Genomic DNA, 16,357 nt, shown 5'->3' on the forward strand with positions numbered 1-16,357 from the left:
CAGTGAGTCAGGACATGGAAATGAATGATCAAATGCAGGTGCGTCTCGGTAAGATGAACGCGATGCGTGAGCAAGGACTCGACCCGTTCGGTGCTCGTTTTGAACGGTCAACGGATACAGCAAGCATTCGTTCAGCTTACGGCGAGAACGAAAAAGAGGAATTAGCTGAATTAAAACCGGAAGTAACGATTGCGGGACGTGTCATGACAACACGCCGTAAAGGGAAAGTTGGATTTACGAACGTTCAGGATGTGACAGGTCAAATTCAGTTATATGTCCGGAAAGACGATGTCGGAGAAGCAGCGTATGAAATTTACAAGACATGTGATTTAGGTGATATCATCGGAATCAGTGGTTATGTCTTTAAAACGAACGTCGGCGAGTTATCAGTCCATGTCACGTCGTTTACATTGTTGACGAAAGCACTTCGTCCGCTTCCAGATAAATATCATGGATTAAAAGATGTAGAACAACGGTACCGTCAACGTTACCTCGATCTCATTACAAATACGGAATCACGGGAGACATTCATCGCCCGAAGCAAAGTAATTCGAGGCATCCGTCAATACCTCGATAGTCTCGGCTACTTGGAAGTCGAAACACCGATGTTACACACAATCGCAGGTGGAGCATCTGCCCGTCCGTTCATCACGCACCACAATGCTCTTGATATGACGCTTTACATGCGAATCGCGATTGAGTTGCACCTAAAACGTCTTATCGTCGGTGGACTCGAAAAAGTATATGAAATTGGTCGTGTCTTCCGAAATGAAGGAATTTCAACACGCCATAACCCAGAGTTCACGATGATTGAGTTGTATGAGGCATATGCGGACTATGAAGATATCATGGATTTAACAGAAAACCTGATTGCTCACGTCGCTCAAGAAGTACTTGGGACAACAAAAGTTACGTATGGCGAAGACGTCATCGATTTAACGGTTGGTTGGAAACGTGCCCATATGGCAGATCTCGTTAAAGAAGCGACAGGAATCAATTTCTTTGATGATATTTCGAAAGAGCGGGCCCACGAACTTGCCCATGAACACGGAATCGAAGTTCAGTCACATATGTCGACGGGGCATATCTTAAATGAATTCTTCGAACAAAAAATCGAGGAGACACTCGTTCAACCGACTTTCGTTTATGGTCACCCAGTTGAAATTTCACCACTCGCGAAGAAAAACCCAGAAGATCCACGCTTTACGGATCGTTTCGAATTATTCATCGTGCGTCGTGAACATGCGAATGCCTTCACGGAGTTAAACGATCCAATCGACCAACGTGAACGTTTCGAAGCACAGCTTGTTGAAAAGGAAGCTGGAAATGATGAGGCACACGAGATGGATAATGATTTCATCGAAGCATTGGAATACGGAATGCCGCCAACAGGTGGACTTGGAATCGGAATCGATCGCCTTGTCATGTTGCTAACAAACGCACCATCGATTCGTGACGTTCTCTTATTCCCAACGATGCGCCACCAACAAAACTAACAAACACGTTTGCTCCCTTTCTTCTATATATAGTAGAGAGGGAGCTTTATTATGAAAAATGAAGGCTCGAAAAGACATGATGAATTGGAATCAATCAGCAATAAAACGGGTAAATAATCTTTTTAAATGTTTTTCTAATAAAATGCTTGTACAATCGAAAAAGCCATGGTATATTATTTCTTGTGCCGCAAATGGTTGTGACACACCGAAAAAAATATCAAAAAAAGTTGTTGACAATTGTGTTGATAACTTGGTAAGATATTAAAGTCGCTGAAAACGACACGACGAACTTTGAAAACTGAACGATGAGGCAAAAAACGTATCTTCGGATACAAACAATGAATGAAGCGCAAGCTTCGTCAACGTGACTCTTAGTCACAAAAACGAGCAAGTCAAACACTTTATGGAGAGTTTGATCCTGGCTCAGGACGAACGCTGGCGGCGTGCCTAATACATGCAAGTCGAGCGCAGGAAGCTCACGGAACTCTTCGGAGGGAAATTTCCCTTTGAGTAATCAAGAAAGACCCCTCAGAGACGATGAGGTAGATAGGTCACGGGTGGAAGCATGGTGACATGCGGAGCTGAGTGATACTAATCGGTCGAGGCCTTGTTCTAGCAGATGATTGTTGATGACTTCAGTTTTGAGGGCGCGAGCCCTGTCGTCTGGTGACGATAGCCAAGTGGTCACACCCGTTCCCATGCCGAACACGGAAGTTAAGCACTTGAACGCCGAAAGTAGTTGGGGGCTTCCCCCTGTGAGGATAGGACGTTGCCAGGCAATTGAAAAGGACCGATCTGCATCTTGCAGGTCGGTCTTTTTGTGTATGTTCATTTAGAGTTAAATTATTTGCAATTCACTTTTAAGATGATTACTATTAAATCAAACAATAGTCAAAGATGGTCAGAGAGGTGGTGCCCATGCAAAACATCACAGATATCATCGAAGCCTATTTAAAACAAATCTTAAATGATGAAACAAAAGTTGAAATCAAACGTCAAGAAATTGCCCAGCGTTTTGATTGTGTCCCTTCCCAAATCAATTATGTCATCAACACACGTTTTACAGTCGAAAAAGGCTATTTTGTCGAAAGTAAGCGTGGTGGTGGAGGGTATATCCGGATTCAGAAAATCGTTTTGCTAGATAGTCACGATCTCTTAGACGAGATGAGTGCCTGGGTCGGTGATCAATTAACCGAACAGGCTGCTGAAGATTATTTGATTCGATTAATGAATGAACAATTATTAACGCGACGTGAAGCGATTATCATCCAAGCGTTGTTACGAAAAGAAAGTCTACCGATGGATGTAGAAGATCAACACCGGATGCGAGCGCATCTGATGCAATCACTTCTCCAAACCATCAAGCGATTGTAGCATTGGAGGAATGCCATATGCGATGTCAACGTTGTTTAGAGCGCGAGGCAATCGTACGTGTCAAACTTCCACAAGAAACGGAAGGAGCAGAGCGTGTTTTATGTTCTGTATGTGTCCGAGAGCTTGCGCGCGAGTATCAAGGTACAACGTGTCCTTCTTGTGGTATGACACGACAACAGTTGTTGCATTTGAGAAAAGTTGGTTGTGCGACGTGTTACACCGTATTTAAGGATGAAGTCGATGGAATGGTCCGTCAATTCCAGCATGGCCACTCCAAACATTATGGATCACGCCCTGATGAAGAATCAGTCGAAAAGCGTTTGAAGCAACAGTTAAGCCGGTTAAAAGAACAACTCAATCGGAAGGTCTTGTCAGAAGATTACGAAGAAGCTGAACTGATTAAACAACAGATTGTTAGCGTCGAGGAGGATTTGCGCCATGTTTAAAGAATTATTGACGCATCCTTTAAGTGAAAAAATGAATCAACAAGCCCCTTATGATGACATCGTCGTCTCGACACGGATTCGTTTAGCTCGAAATGCGATGCAATATCCGTTCTCGACGATGCTGTCGGAAAAAGAGGCGAATGAACTGATTGATGAAACGGAACGCCAGTTGAGTGGACTAAAAGGATTCCGATTTGGACGGGTCGACCAGGCGGATGCGCTGACACGGACTGCTTTAGTGGAAAAACACTTAATCAGTCCCGCACTTGCATCCCATCCACGGACGGGATTGTTCATTAGTGAAGATGAACAGATTAGCGTCATGGTGAATGAAGAAGATCATTTCCGGATTCAAACATTGTTTCCGGGTCTACAACTCGAAGAAGCTTTTCGGATCGCGAAACAAGTCGATCAATTGATTAGTGAACGTTTTAAGATTGCCTTTGATGATGCACTCGGTTATTTGACAACCTGTCCGAGCAATGTCGGGACGGGACTTCGCGCTTCTGTCATGCTGCATCTACCTGGACTTGTCTTGACGAATCAAATTCAAGGATACGTCAAGCACTTGAGACAGCTTGGTTTTGCGATTCGTGGCCGGTATGGTGAAGGCAGCGACGCCTCTGGGCGGATGTTTCAACTGTCGAATCAACGGACTCTTGGAGCGAGTGAAGATATGCTGATTACGGATTATCTTTTTGCTGTTGAAGCATTAATTGAGGCAGAACAGGCCGCAAGAAAAGGATTAATGGAGATGTATCAAGAAGAACTAGAAGACCGGTTATACCGGTCGTATGGCATTTTAACATCCGCCCGTTTAATTACGGCACGAGAAGCAACGGAACGTCTATCCGATGTTCGCTTAGCAGATGGGCTAGGATTAGCTGTCAATCTCGCACCGAATGTGTTTCATCATTTACTTGTATCCTTACAAACAGGTTTTCTACAAAAGCATTTCGGGAATCAATTAACAACAAGAGAACGGGACATCGAGCGAGCGAATGTGATTCGTCAGATGTTAACCGAACAGAAACACAGGGATCACACACAAGGAGGTTTTGCGTAATGATGTTTGGACGATTCACAGAACGTGCCCAACGCGTACTCGCACTTGCACAGGAAGAAGCAGTACGACTCGGACACCATAATATCGGGACAGAACATATTTTACTCGGGCTTGTACGTGAAGGAGACGGGATTGCTGCGAAAGCTTTAACAGCACTCGGACTCAGTTCAGATAAAATTCAAATGGAAGTCGAAGCATTGATCGGTCGTGGACAAGATGGTGCGACGACGATTCACTATACGCCGCGCGCAAAAAAAGTCATCGAACTTTCAATGGATGAAGCACGTAAGCTCGGTCATTCGTATGTCGGCACGGAGCACCTCTTACTCGGCTTGATTCGTGAAGGTGAAGGTGTTGCGGCACGCGTCTTAAACAACCTTGGAATCAGTCTTTCTAAAGCACGTCAGCAAGTATTGCAACTGCTTGGGAACAGCGAAACGACAGCTAACGCATCACAAGCAGGCTCAGGCGTCGCGACGCCAACGCTAGATGGCTTGGCACGCGACTTGACGCAACAAGCACGTGAGACACGTCTCGACCCAGTCATCGGACGCGCAAAAGAAATTCAACGTGTCATCGAAGTCTTGAGTCGTCGGACGAAAAACAACCCGGTTTTGATTGGGGAGCCAGGTGTTGGTAAAACAGCTGTCGTCGAAGGACTCGCTCAACAAATCATCAACAATGAAGTGCCGGAAACGTTACGGAATAAACGCGTCATGGTTCTCGACATGGGGACGCTCGTCGCCGGGACGAAATACCGTGGTGAGTTCGAAGACCGTTTGAAAAAGGTCATGGATGAAATCCGTCAAGCTGGAAACATCATTCTCTTCATCGACGAATTGCACACATTGATTGGTGCAGGTGGAGCAGAAGGCGCAATCGATGCGTCAAACATTTTAAAACCATCACTCGCGCGCGGTGAACTCCAATGTATCGGTGCGACGACACTTGACGAATACCGCAAATATATCGAAAAAGATGCAGCGCTTGAGCGTCGTTTCCAACCAATTCAAGTCGCTGAACCAACAGCGAACGAAGCAACACAAATCTTGTTTGGTCTTCGTGACCGTTATGAAGCCCACCACCGTGTCACGATCACGGATGAAGCGATTCAAGAAGCGGTGACGCTTTCTGACCGTTACATCTCAGACCGTTTCCTACCGGATAAAGCAATCGACTTGATTGACGAAGCAGCTTCAAAAGTTCGTCTTCGTTCATATACAGCACCACCGAACTTAAAAGAAGTCGAAGCAAAACTTGAAGGCATCCGAAAAGATAAAGACGAAGCCGTCCAAAGCCAAGAATTCGAAAAAGCAGCAAGCTTACGCGACACAGAGCAAAAACTTCGCGATGAGCTCGAGCGCTTAAAAGAAGAATGGCAGAACAAACAAGGCAATGAGAAGCTTGAAGTCACAAAAGATGATATCGCGCAGGTCGTCGCGAGCTGGACGGGCGTACCCGTAACGAAAATCGCTGAAGAAGAAACCGATCGTTTGCTCCGTCTCGAAGAAATTCTTCATAGTCGGGTCATCGGTCAAAATGAAGCGGTCAAATCAATCTCAAAAGCAATCCGTCGCGCACGTGCCGGACTCAAAGATCCTAAACGTCCAATCGGTTCATTCATCTTCCTCGGTCCAACGGGTGTCGGTAAAACAGAGCTTGCCCGTGCCGTCGCAGAATCGATGTTTGGTGACGAGGATGCCATCATCCGAATCGACATGTCAGAATACATGGAGAAACATGCAACAAGCCGACTCGTCGGTTCACCTCCTGGATATGTCGGATATGAAGAAGGCGGTCAATTGACTGAAAAAGTACGCCGTAAACCGTACTCCGTCATCTTGCTTGATGAAATTGAAAAAGCTCACCCTGAAGTCTTCAACATCTTGCTTCAAGTGCTCGATGATGGACGTCTTACGGATTCAAAAGGCCGGACAGTCGATTTCCGTAATACGATCATCGTCATGACGTCGAACGTCGGTGCAAGTGCCCTCAAACGGAATAAATACGTCGGGTTCACAGTGTCGGACGATACGGACCGCGAATACAAAGACATGAAGGGGAAAGTGATGGACGAACTGAAGAAAGCCTTCCGTCCTGAGTTCTTGAACCGGATTGACGAAACGATCGTCTTCCACTCACTTGAGAAAAAACACATCGAAGAAATCGTCAAACTCATGGCGAAGACTCTCGAAAAACGCCTTGCGGAACAACAGGTTCACTTTGAATTGACACCTGCCGCGCTTTCGAAGATTGCCGACATCGGATACGACCCAGAATACGGAGCTCGCCCAATCCGTCGTGCACTTCAACGAGAAGCTGAGGATCGTTTGTCGGAAGCATTGCTTGCGGGAGACATTCAAAAAGGAGAACGTGTTGCACTTGATGTAGAAAACGATGAATTCATCGTCCGCCGCCACCAAGTGGAACCGGCAACGACAGAATAAGTGATCAACAGGGTCCAGCTTTCGCAAGTACGAAGCGAAAGCTGGGCTTTTTCTTGGATAGAGAAAGGATGAACAGAGTGGCTAAAATGAAGACGAAATTTGTTTGCCAAAGCTGTGGGACGGAGTCACCGAAATGGATGGGACGCTGCTCCGGCTGTGGGGAATGGAATACGATGGTCGAAGAAGTCGTCGAGGAGAAGAAAGCACGACGCGGTTCCGCTTTTGTCCATACGACGACGAAACAATTGAAACCGGAACGTCTCGCAAATATCGTCTCACAAGAAGAAAGTCGTGTCTTCACGGGGAGTAGTGAATTTGACCGTGTGCTCGGCGGCGGGATTGTGCCCGGATCGATGGTCCTCGTCGGAGGTGACCCGGGGATTGGGAAATCGACGATTCTGTTACAGACAAGTGCGCGCCTTGCACAACGCGGCGAAAAAGTCCTCTATATCTCAGGTGAGGAATCGCTCAAACAGACAAAACTCCGCGCTGAACGGCTCGGTTTACCGACTCAAGACTTATTCGTGCTCAGTGAAACGGACATGAATATGATTGAGCGGGTCGTCGACGAAGAAAAACCAGGCTTTTTAATCATCGACTCGATTCAAACGGTCTATATCGATGAAATTCAGTCTGCCCCTGGTAGCGTCACGCAAGTACGTGAATGTACGGCGATGCTGATGAAAATCGCGAAGAGTCGCGGCATTGCCATCTTTATCGTCGGTCACGTCACGAAACAAGGTTCGATTGCCGGACCTCGTTTGCTCGAACACATGGTCGATGCCGTCCTGTACTTCGAAGGGGAACGTCACCATACGTTCCGGATCCTCCGTGCCGTCAAAAACCGGTTTGGTTCGACGAACGAGATTGGAATCTTTGAAATGCGGGAGTCTGGTTTAGAAGAAGTCTTGAATCCATCGGAAATCTTCCTCGAGGAGCGGACGTCCGGTGTATCGGGTTCGACAATCGTTGCTTCGATGGAGGGGACACGGACTGTTCTCGTTGAGTTACAAGCCCTGATTTCACCGACATCATTCGGTAATCCACGCCGTATGGCAACAGGGATTGACCAAAACAAGGTGGCCTTGCTGATGGCAGTGCTTGAGAAACGATCTGGTTTACTGCTCCAGACACAAGATGCCTATTTGAAAGCAGCTGGTGGCGTCAAGCTCGATGAACCGGCGATTGACCTCGCCGTCTGTGTCGCGATTGCCTCGAGTTTTCGCGACAAGCCGACACGTCCGACAGATGTCGTCATTGGTGAAGTAGGTTTGACGGGAGAAGTCCGGCGCGTCTCACGGATTGAGCAACGCGTCGCAGAAGCTGCGAAGCTCGGATTCACACGAGCCATCATTCCGAAAAACAATCTCGGGGGATGGACCTATCCGGACGGCATCACGGTCATCGGTGTCGAAAGTGTTGACGAAGCGTTACGCGAAACCATCCCGTTTTAAACGCCTGAAATGTAGGAAAAGATGGGGAGGCTGTAATGGATATGTAAACAGTTTCCCCACCTTAAGGCGTAGGTGATTCAAATAAATACATGTTACAATGAACTTAAAATAATAGAAGGAGGTGGGAAGATTGAAAATCATCATTCGAATCTTTTTCGCGTTACTCGGTCTTGCGCTTGGTGTCTTGTTATTGCCCCAGTTATTTCAATTAATTGAAGCGGCGACAGGGATGACTTTCCCGGAATGGTTGATGACGACATACGTAACCGGAACGATTGGTGCACTCATATTTTTATTAATTGGATTATTCATTACGGATGCGGTTATTCGACTTCTCCGATTTTTAGAAGAAAAACTAGTAAAGGCGCCCGCTGCAGATTTATTCTTTGGAACATTTGGCCTCTTGCTAGGTCTCGTGATGGCATTTCTCGTCAGCATGTTGATCGAACTTGTCGGGATTCCGCTGCTTAGTAATGTCTTAACCATTTTCGCGACTGCCTTATTCGGATACCTCGGCTTTACGGTCGGATATCGCAAACGGCATGAGTTGACGAAAATCTTTTTACGGTCAAACAGTAGTAACTCGGATAAAAAGTCGACACCGGAACCCGTTGTTGTCGCAAAATCAAACAGTAAAGTACTCGATACGAGTGTTATCATCGATGGACGGATCACAGATATCGCGAAGACCGGATTTGTTGAAGGGAAACTGATCGTTCCGCAGTTCGTGATTGGGGAACTTCAATACATTGCCGATTCATCGGATACATTAAAACGAAATCGTGGACGCCGGGGGCTTGACGTCTTAAAAGAACTCCAATCAATCCCTGGAATGGAAGTCGAAATTTATGATGGTGACTTCGAGGATGTACCAGAAGTCGACATCAAACTGATTAAGCTGGCAGAGTTGATGAAAGGAATTGTCGTTACGAACGATTACAACTTGAATAAAGTGTGTGAAGTCCGGAACGTACCCGTCTTGAACATCAATGATTTAGCAAATGCCGTCAAGCAAGTTGTGATTCCGGGTGAAGAGATGATGGTGCTTGTCATCAAAGAAGGAAAAGAGCAAAAGCAAGGGATTGCCTACCTCGAAGATGGCACGATGGTCGTCGTCGAAGGTGGTAAACACTTGATTTCGAAAACGATTGGTGTTGTCGTGACGAGTGTCCTTCAGACGTCTGCTGGACGGATGATTTTTGCGAAGCCACAAGAAAAATAAGGGACTGCCACAACTGTGGCAGTCTTTACTTATGAGAAAAGAGGGAATGCAGTGATAGAACAGACATACCGCGTCGTCATTCCGGCAGCTGGTGCCGGAAAAAGAATGGGCGCAGATCGTAATAAACTGATGCTGCTGTTACGGGACCGTTCAATCATTGAGTGGACACTCGATGTGTTTGAAGCCGATCCCTTATGTGAAGAAATCATTCTTGCCATCAATCCGGCGGAACAAGTCTGGTTTGAGCAAGTGACGGACCGATACGCAACGCCTGTACGCCTTGTTGCCGGAGGACGGGAACGGCAAGAAAGTGTCTTACGCGGACTGGAAGTCATCGAAGCACCCGGTATCGTGTTGATTCATGACGGCGCCCGGCCATTCATCGAACAGACAGCGATTCATGCCGTCGTCGCGGCGGCAGTCGAGCACAAAGCAGCGATTCTCGCCGTCCCGGTCAAAGATACGGTCAAACGGATCATCGGAGAGACGATCGTCGAAACGGTTCCGCGTGACGAACTGATGGCAGCTCAAACACCGCAAGCCTTCGATCTCGACACGATCCGAACTGTCCATCAAAAAGCAGCAGAACACTATTTAGGTACAGATGATGCAAGTTTGATAGAATGGGACGGAGGAAAGGTGACGCTCGTCACCGGTCAGTATGAAAATATTAAAGTGACGACACCGGATGATTTATGGTTTGGTGAAGCGATCTTAATGAAACGAGGGAAATAACAATGATTCGAATTGGACAAGGTTTTGATGTACATGCATTCGCAGAAGATCGGAAACTCATTTTAGGTGGGATTGAAATCCCACATACGAAAGGATTACTCGGTCACTCGGATGCGGACGTCTTGCTCCATACGATTGCGGATGCAGCACTCGGAGCGATTGCAGAAGGGGATATCGGCAAACATTTTCCGGACACCGATCCTGAGTTCAAAGATGCGGACTCTGCTAAACTGCTCGAACATGTCTATGCACTCGTCAAGCGTAAAGGATATGAATTGAGTAACTTAGACGCGACCGTCATCGCGCAAGCGCCTAAATTACGCCCGTACATCGATACGATGCGTGCGCGGATTGCGGAACTGCTTGAAGCGGACATCGAGCAGATCAATGTCAAAGCGACGACAACGGAATGGCTCGGGTTTACAGGGCGTGAAGAAGGAATTGCGTGCCAAGCTGTGATTCTGCTGAAACGAATCGAAGAATAAGGTATACTAATTAAGCGAATTTGAGACTAAAGGAGTGATCGGCAATGGCAGAAGTACGTGTACGTTATGCACCAAGTCCGACCGGGCACCTTCATATTGGGAATGCACGGACGGCTTTATTCAACTATTTGTTCGCACGTCATGCGGGCGGGAAAATGATTTTACGGATTGAGGATACGGACCAAAAACGAAACATTGATGGTGGCGTTGAAAGTCAGATGAAGTACCTCGAGTGGCTCGGAATCGATTGGGATGAAGGTCCAGGCCGCGGTGGCGATTACGGTCCTTACTTCCAAATGGAACGGCTTGATCTTTATCAAAAATACACAGACGAGTTACTTGAAAAAGGACTCGCCTACCGTTGCTACATGACCTCGGAAGAACTTGAGGCGGAACGTGAAGCACAAATTGCACGTGGTGAAGCACCGCGTTATTCAGGTGCACACCGAGATTTATCGCAAGAACAAGAAGACGCATTCGTCGCGGAAGGACGGACACCATCGATTCGGATTCGTGTACCGGAAAGCGTGACATATACGTGGAACGATATCGTCAAAGAAGACGTATCGTTTGAATCAAAAGACTTCGGGGACTGGGTCATCGTCAAAAAAGACGGGATTCCGACGTATAACTTCGCCGTTGTCGTCGACGATCACTTGATGGCAATCAGCCATGTCTTACGTGGAGACGACCACATCTCGAACACGCCGAAACAGATGATGATTTATGATGCGTTCGGTTGGGAGTATCCAACATTTGGTCACATGACGCTCATCGTCAACGAAGAGCATAAAAAACTGTCGAAACGTGATCAATCAATCATTCAGTACATCGAGCAGTATAAAGACCTCGGGTATCTCCCGGAAGCGTTACTTAACTTCGTGACGTTGCTTGGTTGGTCGCCGGTCGGAGAACAAGAAATCTTTACGAAAGAAGAATTCATCGAGATCTTTGATGCGTCCCGCCTGTCGAAGAGTCCAGCTGTTTTCGATCAACAAAAACTCGCTTGGATCAATGGGCAGTACATGAAACATCAATCGTTCGAAGAAGTATTCGAAGCGAGTCTTCCATTCCTTCAAGCAGCAGGACGCGTCTCAAACGAGCCGTCAGCAGAAGAACTCGACTGGGCGAAGAACCTCGTCGGACTTTACCGTGAGCAGATGACACACGGAGCGGAAGTCGTTGAGCTTTCAGAGATGTTTTTTGAAGATGAAGTGGTGTATGATGAAGGAGCAAACACTGTCTTGAGTGGCGAAACGGTTCCGACCGTCTTAGCTGAATTCGCGAACCAATTGCGGACACTTGAAGAGTGGACGCCGGAAGCGATCAAAACATCGATTAAGGCAACACAAAAAGCAACCGGTCAAAAAGGAAAAAATCTGTTCATGCCAATCCGCGTCGCAACGACGGGGCAAACACATGGTCCAGAACTTCCGAATACGATTCAACTATTAGGAAAAGACCGCGTACTTGCGCGACTAGACGTATAAATAAAGCGTAGATGAGGAAAGTAGTGTCAATGTTTCTTCTCCAGAGACAAGCTTGTGTGGTGCGAGAGCTTGAAGAAAATTGCCATGAAATGCCCCTCTGAGTGCTACCCGAAATCAGTGAGAGTAGGCGTAGACGTATCTCCGGCGTTAACGGACACGGAGAGGGACGATTGATTCGTCCAAACAGAGTGGGACCGCGCTAATTAGCGTCTCTGTGCAGCGATGCACGGAGGCGCTTTTTCTTATGGAGAGGAGATTGAACATGACACGTATACGAGAAGACATTCGCAATGTATTCAACCAAGACCCGTCTGCACGCAGTAGCATTGAAGTCATCTTGACGTACCCCGGCTTACATGCGATTTGGATGCACCGTGTAGCCCATCGGTTATGGAAGTTGAACTTAAAGTTACTGGGGCGAAGCATTTCACAGTTCAGCCGCTTCTTGACAGGGATCGAAATTCATCCGGGTGCGACGATTGGTCGTCGCTTCTTCATCGACCATGGGATGGGTGTCGTCATCGGAGAAACAGCCATCATCGGCGACGATGTGACGATTTTTCAAGGCGTGACGCTCGGCGGGACGGGCAAAGAGACGGGCAAACGTCATCCGACGCTCGGTAATGGCGTGCTCGTTTCAGCCGGAGCACGTGTACTCGGTGATATTTCGGTCGGGGATGCATCAAAAATCGGGGCAAGCTCAGTCGTCCTAAAAGACGTCCCTGCTAACGCAACCGTCGTCGGGATTCCGGGACGTGTCGTCATCCAGGACGGAATGAAAGTCGAGGCCCCTCTCGATCACCGTCTACCGGATCCCGTTAGTGAGTGCCAGGAACGGATTGAAATTGAAATCGAAGAACTAAAACGGGAAATTGAACGAATCAAAGGAGGACTTCGGAATGATACAACTCTACAACAGCATGACCGGAAAAAAGGAACCATTTAAACCGTTAGAAGAAGGTAAGGTCAAGATGTACGTCTGTGGACCGACCGTCTATAACTATATCCACATTGGTAATGCCCGCCCGGCAATTGTCTTCGATACAGTCCGCCGCTACTTTACGTACCGCGGTTATGAGGTTCAGTACGTCTCGAACTTTACGGATGTCGATGATAAAATCATTCGGACGGCAAATGAACTCGGTGAAGATTATCATGACTTAACGAAACGTTTCATTGCCGCGTATCATGCAGATACGGGCGCTTTGAACGTCCAACAAGCGGACGTCCATCCGCTCGTTACGGAGACGATGGATGATATCATCGACTTCATCAAAGTTCTCGTTGAAAAAGGGAATGCCTATGCTTCAGGCGGAGATGTCTACTTCCGGACACGGAGTTTTGAGACGTATGGTCAGTTGAGTCAGCAATCGATTGATGAATTACAATCGGGCGCGCGGATTGAAGTCGGCGAGAAAAAAGAAGATCCACTCGATTTCGTTCTTTGGAAAGCCGTTAAGCCGGACGAACCGTCTTGGACAAGTCCATGGGGTGAAGGACGTCCGGGCTGGCACATCGAGTGCTCGGCGATGGCAAAGAAATACCTTGGCGATACGATTGATATCCATGCCGGTGGACAAGACTTGAAATTCCCGCACCATGAAAATGAAATTGCCCAGTCGGAAGCATGCAATTCTCAAAAATTCGCGAACTACTGGATGCACAATGGATTCGTCAACATCGAAAACGAGAAGATGTCGAAATCACTCGGAAACTTTTTGACGGTCCATGAAGCGATTCAAGTCGTCGATCCAATGGTCTTACGCTTCTTCATGCTGTCTGTTCAGTATCGCCATCCGATCAACTACAGCCGTGAGCTGATTGATCAAGCGGTCAACGGTCTCGCGCGAATTCGGGAGTCGGTCGCAAACGTCGAGCATCGTCTCGCGATGACGGCAGATCTCGGAACGGCAAACGAAAAATGGTTGAAGCGGATTGAAGACATCAAGCAACATTTCATCACGTCGATGGATGATGACTTCAATACAGCGAATGCTGTAACGGATTTGTTCGATTTATCGAAAGAAGCAAATCTTTATCTTGCAGAAGCACAAGTGTCAAAAGAAGTTCTTGAGCGCTTCCTGACCGTTTTCAATGAATTGTCGGGCGTATTAGGTGTAACGTTGACGGTCGACCGCGGACTGCTCGACGAAGAAGTCGAACAGTTGATCACAGAACGAAACGAAGCACGGAAAAATCGTGATTTCGGACGGGCAGATGAAATCCGCGATCAGTTACGCGACCAGGGCATCTTGCTTGAAGATACAGCACAAGGGATGCGGTGGAAGCGCGGATGAAGAACTATAAACAATTGAACGCGCTCGCGCTCGCCTATATGGGAGATGTCGTTTATGAGATGCATGTAAGAGAGCGACTACTTGACCGTGGTTTCGTCAAACCAGGCGAGTTGCATCAAGCAGCGGTCCAGTATGTCCGGGCGCAAGCACAGGCGACCGTCGTTACACATTGGCTCAATCAGGGAACACTGACAGAAGAGGAACAAGCCGTCGTCCGGCGTGGGAAAAATGCGAAGTCCGGTTCTGTACCAAAAAGTACGGATGTCCATACGTACCGCTACGCGACGGCGTTCGAAGCATTGTTAGGCTACATTTATCTTTCAGAAGGAGGGGATCGTCTTGAAGAACTCATCGGGCAAGCGTTCGAATTACTCGAAGCCGAAACGACAGACGGAAAATAACCCAGTCGATCAAGGACAGCGCCCTAAGACTGGCGAAAAACGAAAACGTGTTGAAAAGAAACAAGAGGACCCGGTCGTCATCGAACCACTCGCGGAAGGGCAGGATTTCCTTTACGGACGAAATCCCGTTCTCGAAGCGTTACGAAGTGGACGCGAAATGAATAAACTCTTTATCCAGGAAGGTCAACAAAAAGGTCCACTCGCCGTCATCCACGCGATGGCGCAAGAAGCGAATGTCCAAATTCAAATCGTCCCCCGTTCAAAACTGCATGGTCTGACAGGGAGCGACAACCATCAAGGTGTCGTTGCGGCAGTTGCCGCCTATGAATACGCGGAACTCGACGATATCTTTGCCCTAGCAGAGAAGAAGGATGAGACACCACTCATCGTCTTACTCGACGAGCTGGAAGACCCGCATAACCTCGGTTCGATTCTTCGGACGGCAGACGCTGTCGGAGCGCACGGGGTCATCATTCCGAAACGCCGCTCGGTCGGATTGACACAAGTCGTCGCAAAAGCATCGACGGGTGCAATCGAGCATATTCCGGTCGTTCGCGTGACGAACTTAACGCGGACGATGGAAGACCTCAAGAAAAAAGGGCTTTGGTTCGTCGGGACGGATGCGCGTGAAAGTGATGATTACCGGACGCTTGACGGAACGATGCCGCTTGGAATCGTCATTGGTAGTGAAGGAAAAGGGATGAGTCGCCTCGTCCGAGAGAAATGTGATTTCCTTGTCCACCTTCCGATGGCGGGCCATGTCACGTCACTCAATGCTTCCGTTGCCGCGTCACTCTTATTGTATGAAGTGTACCGGACGAGAAAGCCGTACGCGCGATGAAATATGACCGTCTGATCGTTGATGGCTACAATATCATTGGCGCATGGCCGGAATTCCGGACATTGCGGGAGCAAGATTTTGAATTAGCACGGGAACGATTGGTCGATGCAATGGCGGAATATCAGGCAGTGACAGGAATTAGTGTCACCATCGTCTTTGATGCCTATCTTCAGCCGGGGCGCGAGTCACGCTTAAAAAAGAGTGGACTCGAGGTCATTTATACACGCGAGAATGAAACTGCTGACGAATGGATTGAAAAAACGGCAGCCGAGTGGTTACAAGACATCCGTGTCAAGCTGACGGTCGCGACGAACGACTTCACGGAACAATGGGTGATCTTTACGCTCGGCGCACTCCGCATCTCGGCACAAGAGTTGAGACGGGACTGGAAAGCAGCGGTCGCCGTCATTCAGGGACAGACGACGATGTCGAAGACGAGCAAGAAACCGCGGTCGACTATCGATTTGCCGGCAGATGTCATCGAACGGCTTGAACAAATCCGAAGAAGAAAAAATTCAGATCAGTAAGGGGGTCTCCCCTTAAAAATAAACCGTTTTCTTGACGTACCTGTCGAGAAGGCGGTTTTTTTAAGGGCGAAATACA

General features: G+C 47.8%; 15 protein-coding genes, 1 rRNA gene and 2 other annotated features. All 16 genes read left to right on the plus strand.

Annotation, left to right across the window (positions count from 1 at the left end):
* The first annotated feature begins 14 nt into the window (after positions 1–14).
* The 16 genes from lysS (at position 15) to A0126_RS00435 (ending at position 16,281) form a co-directional block, all read left to right on the plus strand.
* The gene (gene lysS / locus A0126_RS00360) at positions 15–1,496 is read left to right on the plus strand and encodes a lysine--tRNA ligase (protein WP_157898521.1); all 1,482 of its coding nucleotides are present in this window, start codon (positions 15–17) and stop codon (positions 1,494–1,496) included.
* 504 nt (positions 1,497–2,000) lie between these two features.
* Positions 2,001–2,099: a sequence feature (23S ribosomal RNA rRNA prediction is too short), on the plus strand.
* Between the two features lie 59 nt (positions 2,100–2,158).
* Positions 2,159–2,274 (plus strand): 5S ribosomal RNA (gene rrf / locus A0126_RS00365).
* Positions 2,275–2,414: 140 nt separating this feature from the next.
* Entirely contained in the window at positions 2,415–2,870 is a 456-nt protein-coding gene (locus A0126_RS00370) for a CtsR family transcriptional regulator (RefSeq protein ID WP_088835991.1), read from the plus strand.
* A 17-nt stretch (positions 2,871–2,887) separates the two neighbouring features.
* Positions 2,888–3,316 (plus strand): hypothetical protein, encoded by a 429-nt coding sequence (locus A0126_RS00375; protein WP_088835992.1) that lies wholly within the window; start codon positions 2,888–2,890, stop codon positions 3,314–3,316.
* On the plus strand, positions 3,309–4,382 hold the full coding sequence (locus tag A0126_RS00380; RefSeq protein WP_088835993.1) for a protein arginine kinase: 1,074 nt from the start codon (positions 3,309–3,311) through the stop codon (positions 4,380–4,382). Before A0126_RS00375 ends, A0126_RS00380 begins: the two co-directional genes overlap by 8 nt.
* The gene (clpC, locus tag A0126_RS00385; protein ID WP_088835994.1) at positions 4,382–6,829 is read left to right on the plus strand and encodes an ATP-dependent protease ATP-binding subunit ClpC; all 2,448 of its coding nucleotides are present in this window, start codon (positions 4,382–4,384) and stop codon (positions 6,827–6,829) included. Before A0126_RS00380 ends, clpC begins: the two co-directional genes overlap by 1 nt.
* 77 nt (positions 6,830–6,906) lie before the next feature.
* Positions 6,907–8,283 carry a DNA repair protein RadA gene (radA, locus tag A0126_RS00390; RefSeq protein ID WP_029332236.1) on the plus strand — a complete coding sequence of 459 codons (1,377 nt, stop codon included), beginning with the start codon at positions 6,907–6,909 and terminating at the stop codon, positions 8,281–8,283.
* Between the two features lie 130 nt (positions 8,284–8,413).
* Entirely contained in the window at positions 8,414–9,505 is a 1,092-nt protein-coding gene (locus A0126_RS00395; protein ID WP_088835995.1) for a PIN/TRAM domain-containing protein, read from the plus strand.
* Between the two features lie 51 nt (positions 9,506–9,556).
* Positions 9,557–10,240, plus strand: coding sequence for a 2-C-methyl-D-erythritol 4-phosphate cytidylyltransferase (gene ispD, locus A0126_RS00400; protein WP_088835996.1), 684 nt, complete (start codon positions 9,557–9,559; stop codon positions 10,238–10,240).
* Positions 10,241–10,242: 2 nt separating this feature from the next.
* Complete coding sequence (gene ispF / locus A0126_RS00405) at positions 10,243–10,725, plus strand: 2-C-methyl-D-erythritol 2,4-cyclodiphosphate synthase (RefSeq protein WP_029332239.1); 483 nt, start codon at positions 10,243–10,245, stop codon at positions 10,723–10,725.
* A gap of 44 nt (positions 10,726–10,769) precedes the next feature.
* On the plus strand, positions 10,770–12,215 hold the full coding sequence (gene gltX / locus A0126_RS00410) for a glutamate--tRNA ligase (RefSeq protein ID WP_088835997.1): 1,446 nt from the start codon (positions 10,770–10,772) through the stop codon (positions 12,213–12,215).
* Positions 12,215–12,432, plus strand: a binding site (T-box leader). It overlaps the preceding gene by 1 nt.
* Before the next feature lie 45 nt (positions 12,433–12,477).
* Positions 12,478–13,161, plus strand: a complete 684-nt coding sequence (gene cysE / locus A0126_RS00415; RefSeq protein WP_088835998.1) for a serine O-acetyltransferase — start codon at positions 12,478–12,480, stop codon at positions 13,159–13,161.
* Positions 13,115–14,512, plus strand: coding sequence for a cysteine--tRNA ligase (gene cysS, locus A0126_RS00420; protein ID WP_088835999.1), 1,398 nt, complete (start codon positions 13,115–13,117; stop codon positions 14,510–14,512). The genes cysE and cysS overlap by 47 nt, the downstream gene beginning before the upstream one ends.
* Positions 14,509–14,913, plus strand: coding sequence for a Mini-ribonuclease 3 (locus A0126_RS00425; protein ID WP_088836000.1), 405 nt, complete (start codon positions 14,509–14,511; stop codon positions 14,911–14,913). The genes cysS and A0126_RS00425 overlap by 4 nt, the downstream gene beginning before the upstream one ends.
* A gap of 79 nt (positions 14,914–14,992) precedes the next feature.
* Positions 14,993–15,754, plus strand: a complete 762-nt coding sequence (gene rlmB, locus A0126_RS00430) for a 23S rRNA (guanosine(2251)-2'-O)-methyltransferase RlmB (RefSeq protein WP_088838388.1) — start codon at positions 14,993–14,995, stop codon at positions 15,752–15,754.
* Positions 15,751–16,281, plus strand: coding sequence for an NYN domain-containing protein (locus tag A0126_RS00435; RefSeq protein WP_088836001.1), 531 nt, complete (start codon positions 15,751–15,753; stop codon positions 16,279–16,281). Before rlmB ends, A0126_RS00435 begins: the two co-directional genes overlap by 4 nt.
* The last annotated feature ends 76 nt before the right edge of the window (positions 16,282–16,357 follow it).

This window comes from Exiguobacterium sp. N4-1P, from assembly GCF_002214325.1.

Excerpts from the sequence above, each read along its gene's own strand:
- lysS (WP_157898521.1), top strand. The coding sequence starts at position 15 with ATGGAAATGAATGATCAAATGCAGGTGCGTCTCGGTAAGATGAACGCG.
- A0126_RS00370 (WP_088835991.1), top strand. The coding sequence starts at position 2,415 with ATGCAAAACATCACAGATATCATCGAAGCCTATTTAAAACAAATCTTA.
- A0126_RS00375 (WP_088835992.1), top strand. The coding sequence starts at position 2,888 with ATGCGATGTCAACGTTGTTTAGAGCGCGAGGCAATCGTACGTGTCAAA.
- A0126_RS00380 (WP_088835993.1), top strand. The coding sequence starts at position 3,309 with ATGTTTAAAGAATTATTGACGCATCCTTTAAGTGAAAAAATGAATCAA.
- clpC (WP_088835994.1), top strand. The coding sequence starts at position 4,382 with ATGATGTTTGGACGATTCACAGAACGTGCCCAACGCGTACTCGCACTT.
- ispF (WP_029332239.1), top strand. The coding sequence starts at position 10,243 with ATGATTCGAATTGGACAAGGTTTTGATGTACATGCATTCGCAGAAGAT.
- gltX (WP_088835997.1), top strand. The coding sequence starts at position 10,770 with ATGGCAGAAGTACGTGTACGTTATGCACCAAGTCCGACCGGGCACCTT.
- cysE (WP_088835998.1), top strand. The coding sequence starts at position 12,478 with ATGACACGTATACGAGAAGACATTCGCAATGTATTCAACCAAGACCCG.
- cysS (WP_088835999.1), top strand. The coding sequence starts at position 13,115 with ATGATACAACTCTACAACAGCATGACCGGAAAAAAGGAACCATTTAAA.
- A0126_RS00425 (WP_088836000.1), top strand. The coding sequence starts at position 14,509 with ATGAAGAACTATAAACAATTGAACGCGCTCGCGCTCGCCTATATGGGA.
- A0126_RS00435 (WP_088836001.1), top strand. The coding sequence starts at position 15,751 with ATGAAATATGACCGTCTGATCGTTGATGGCTACAATATCATTGGCGCA.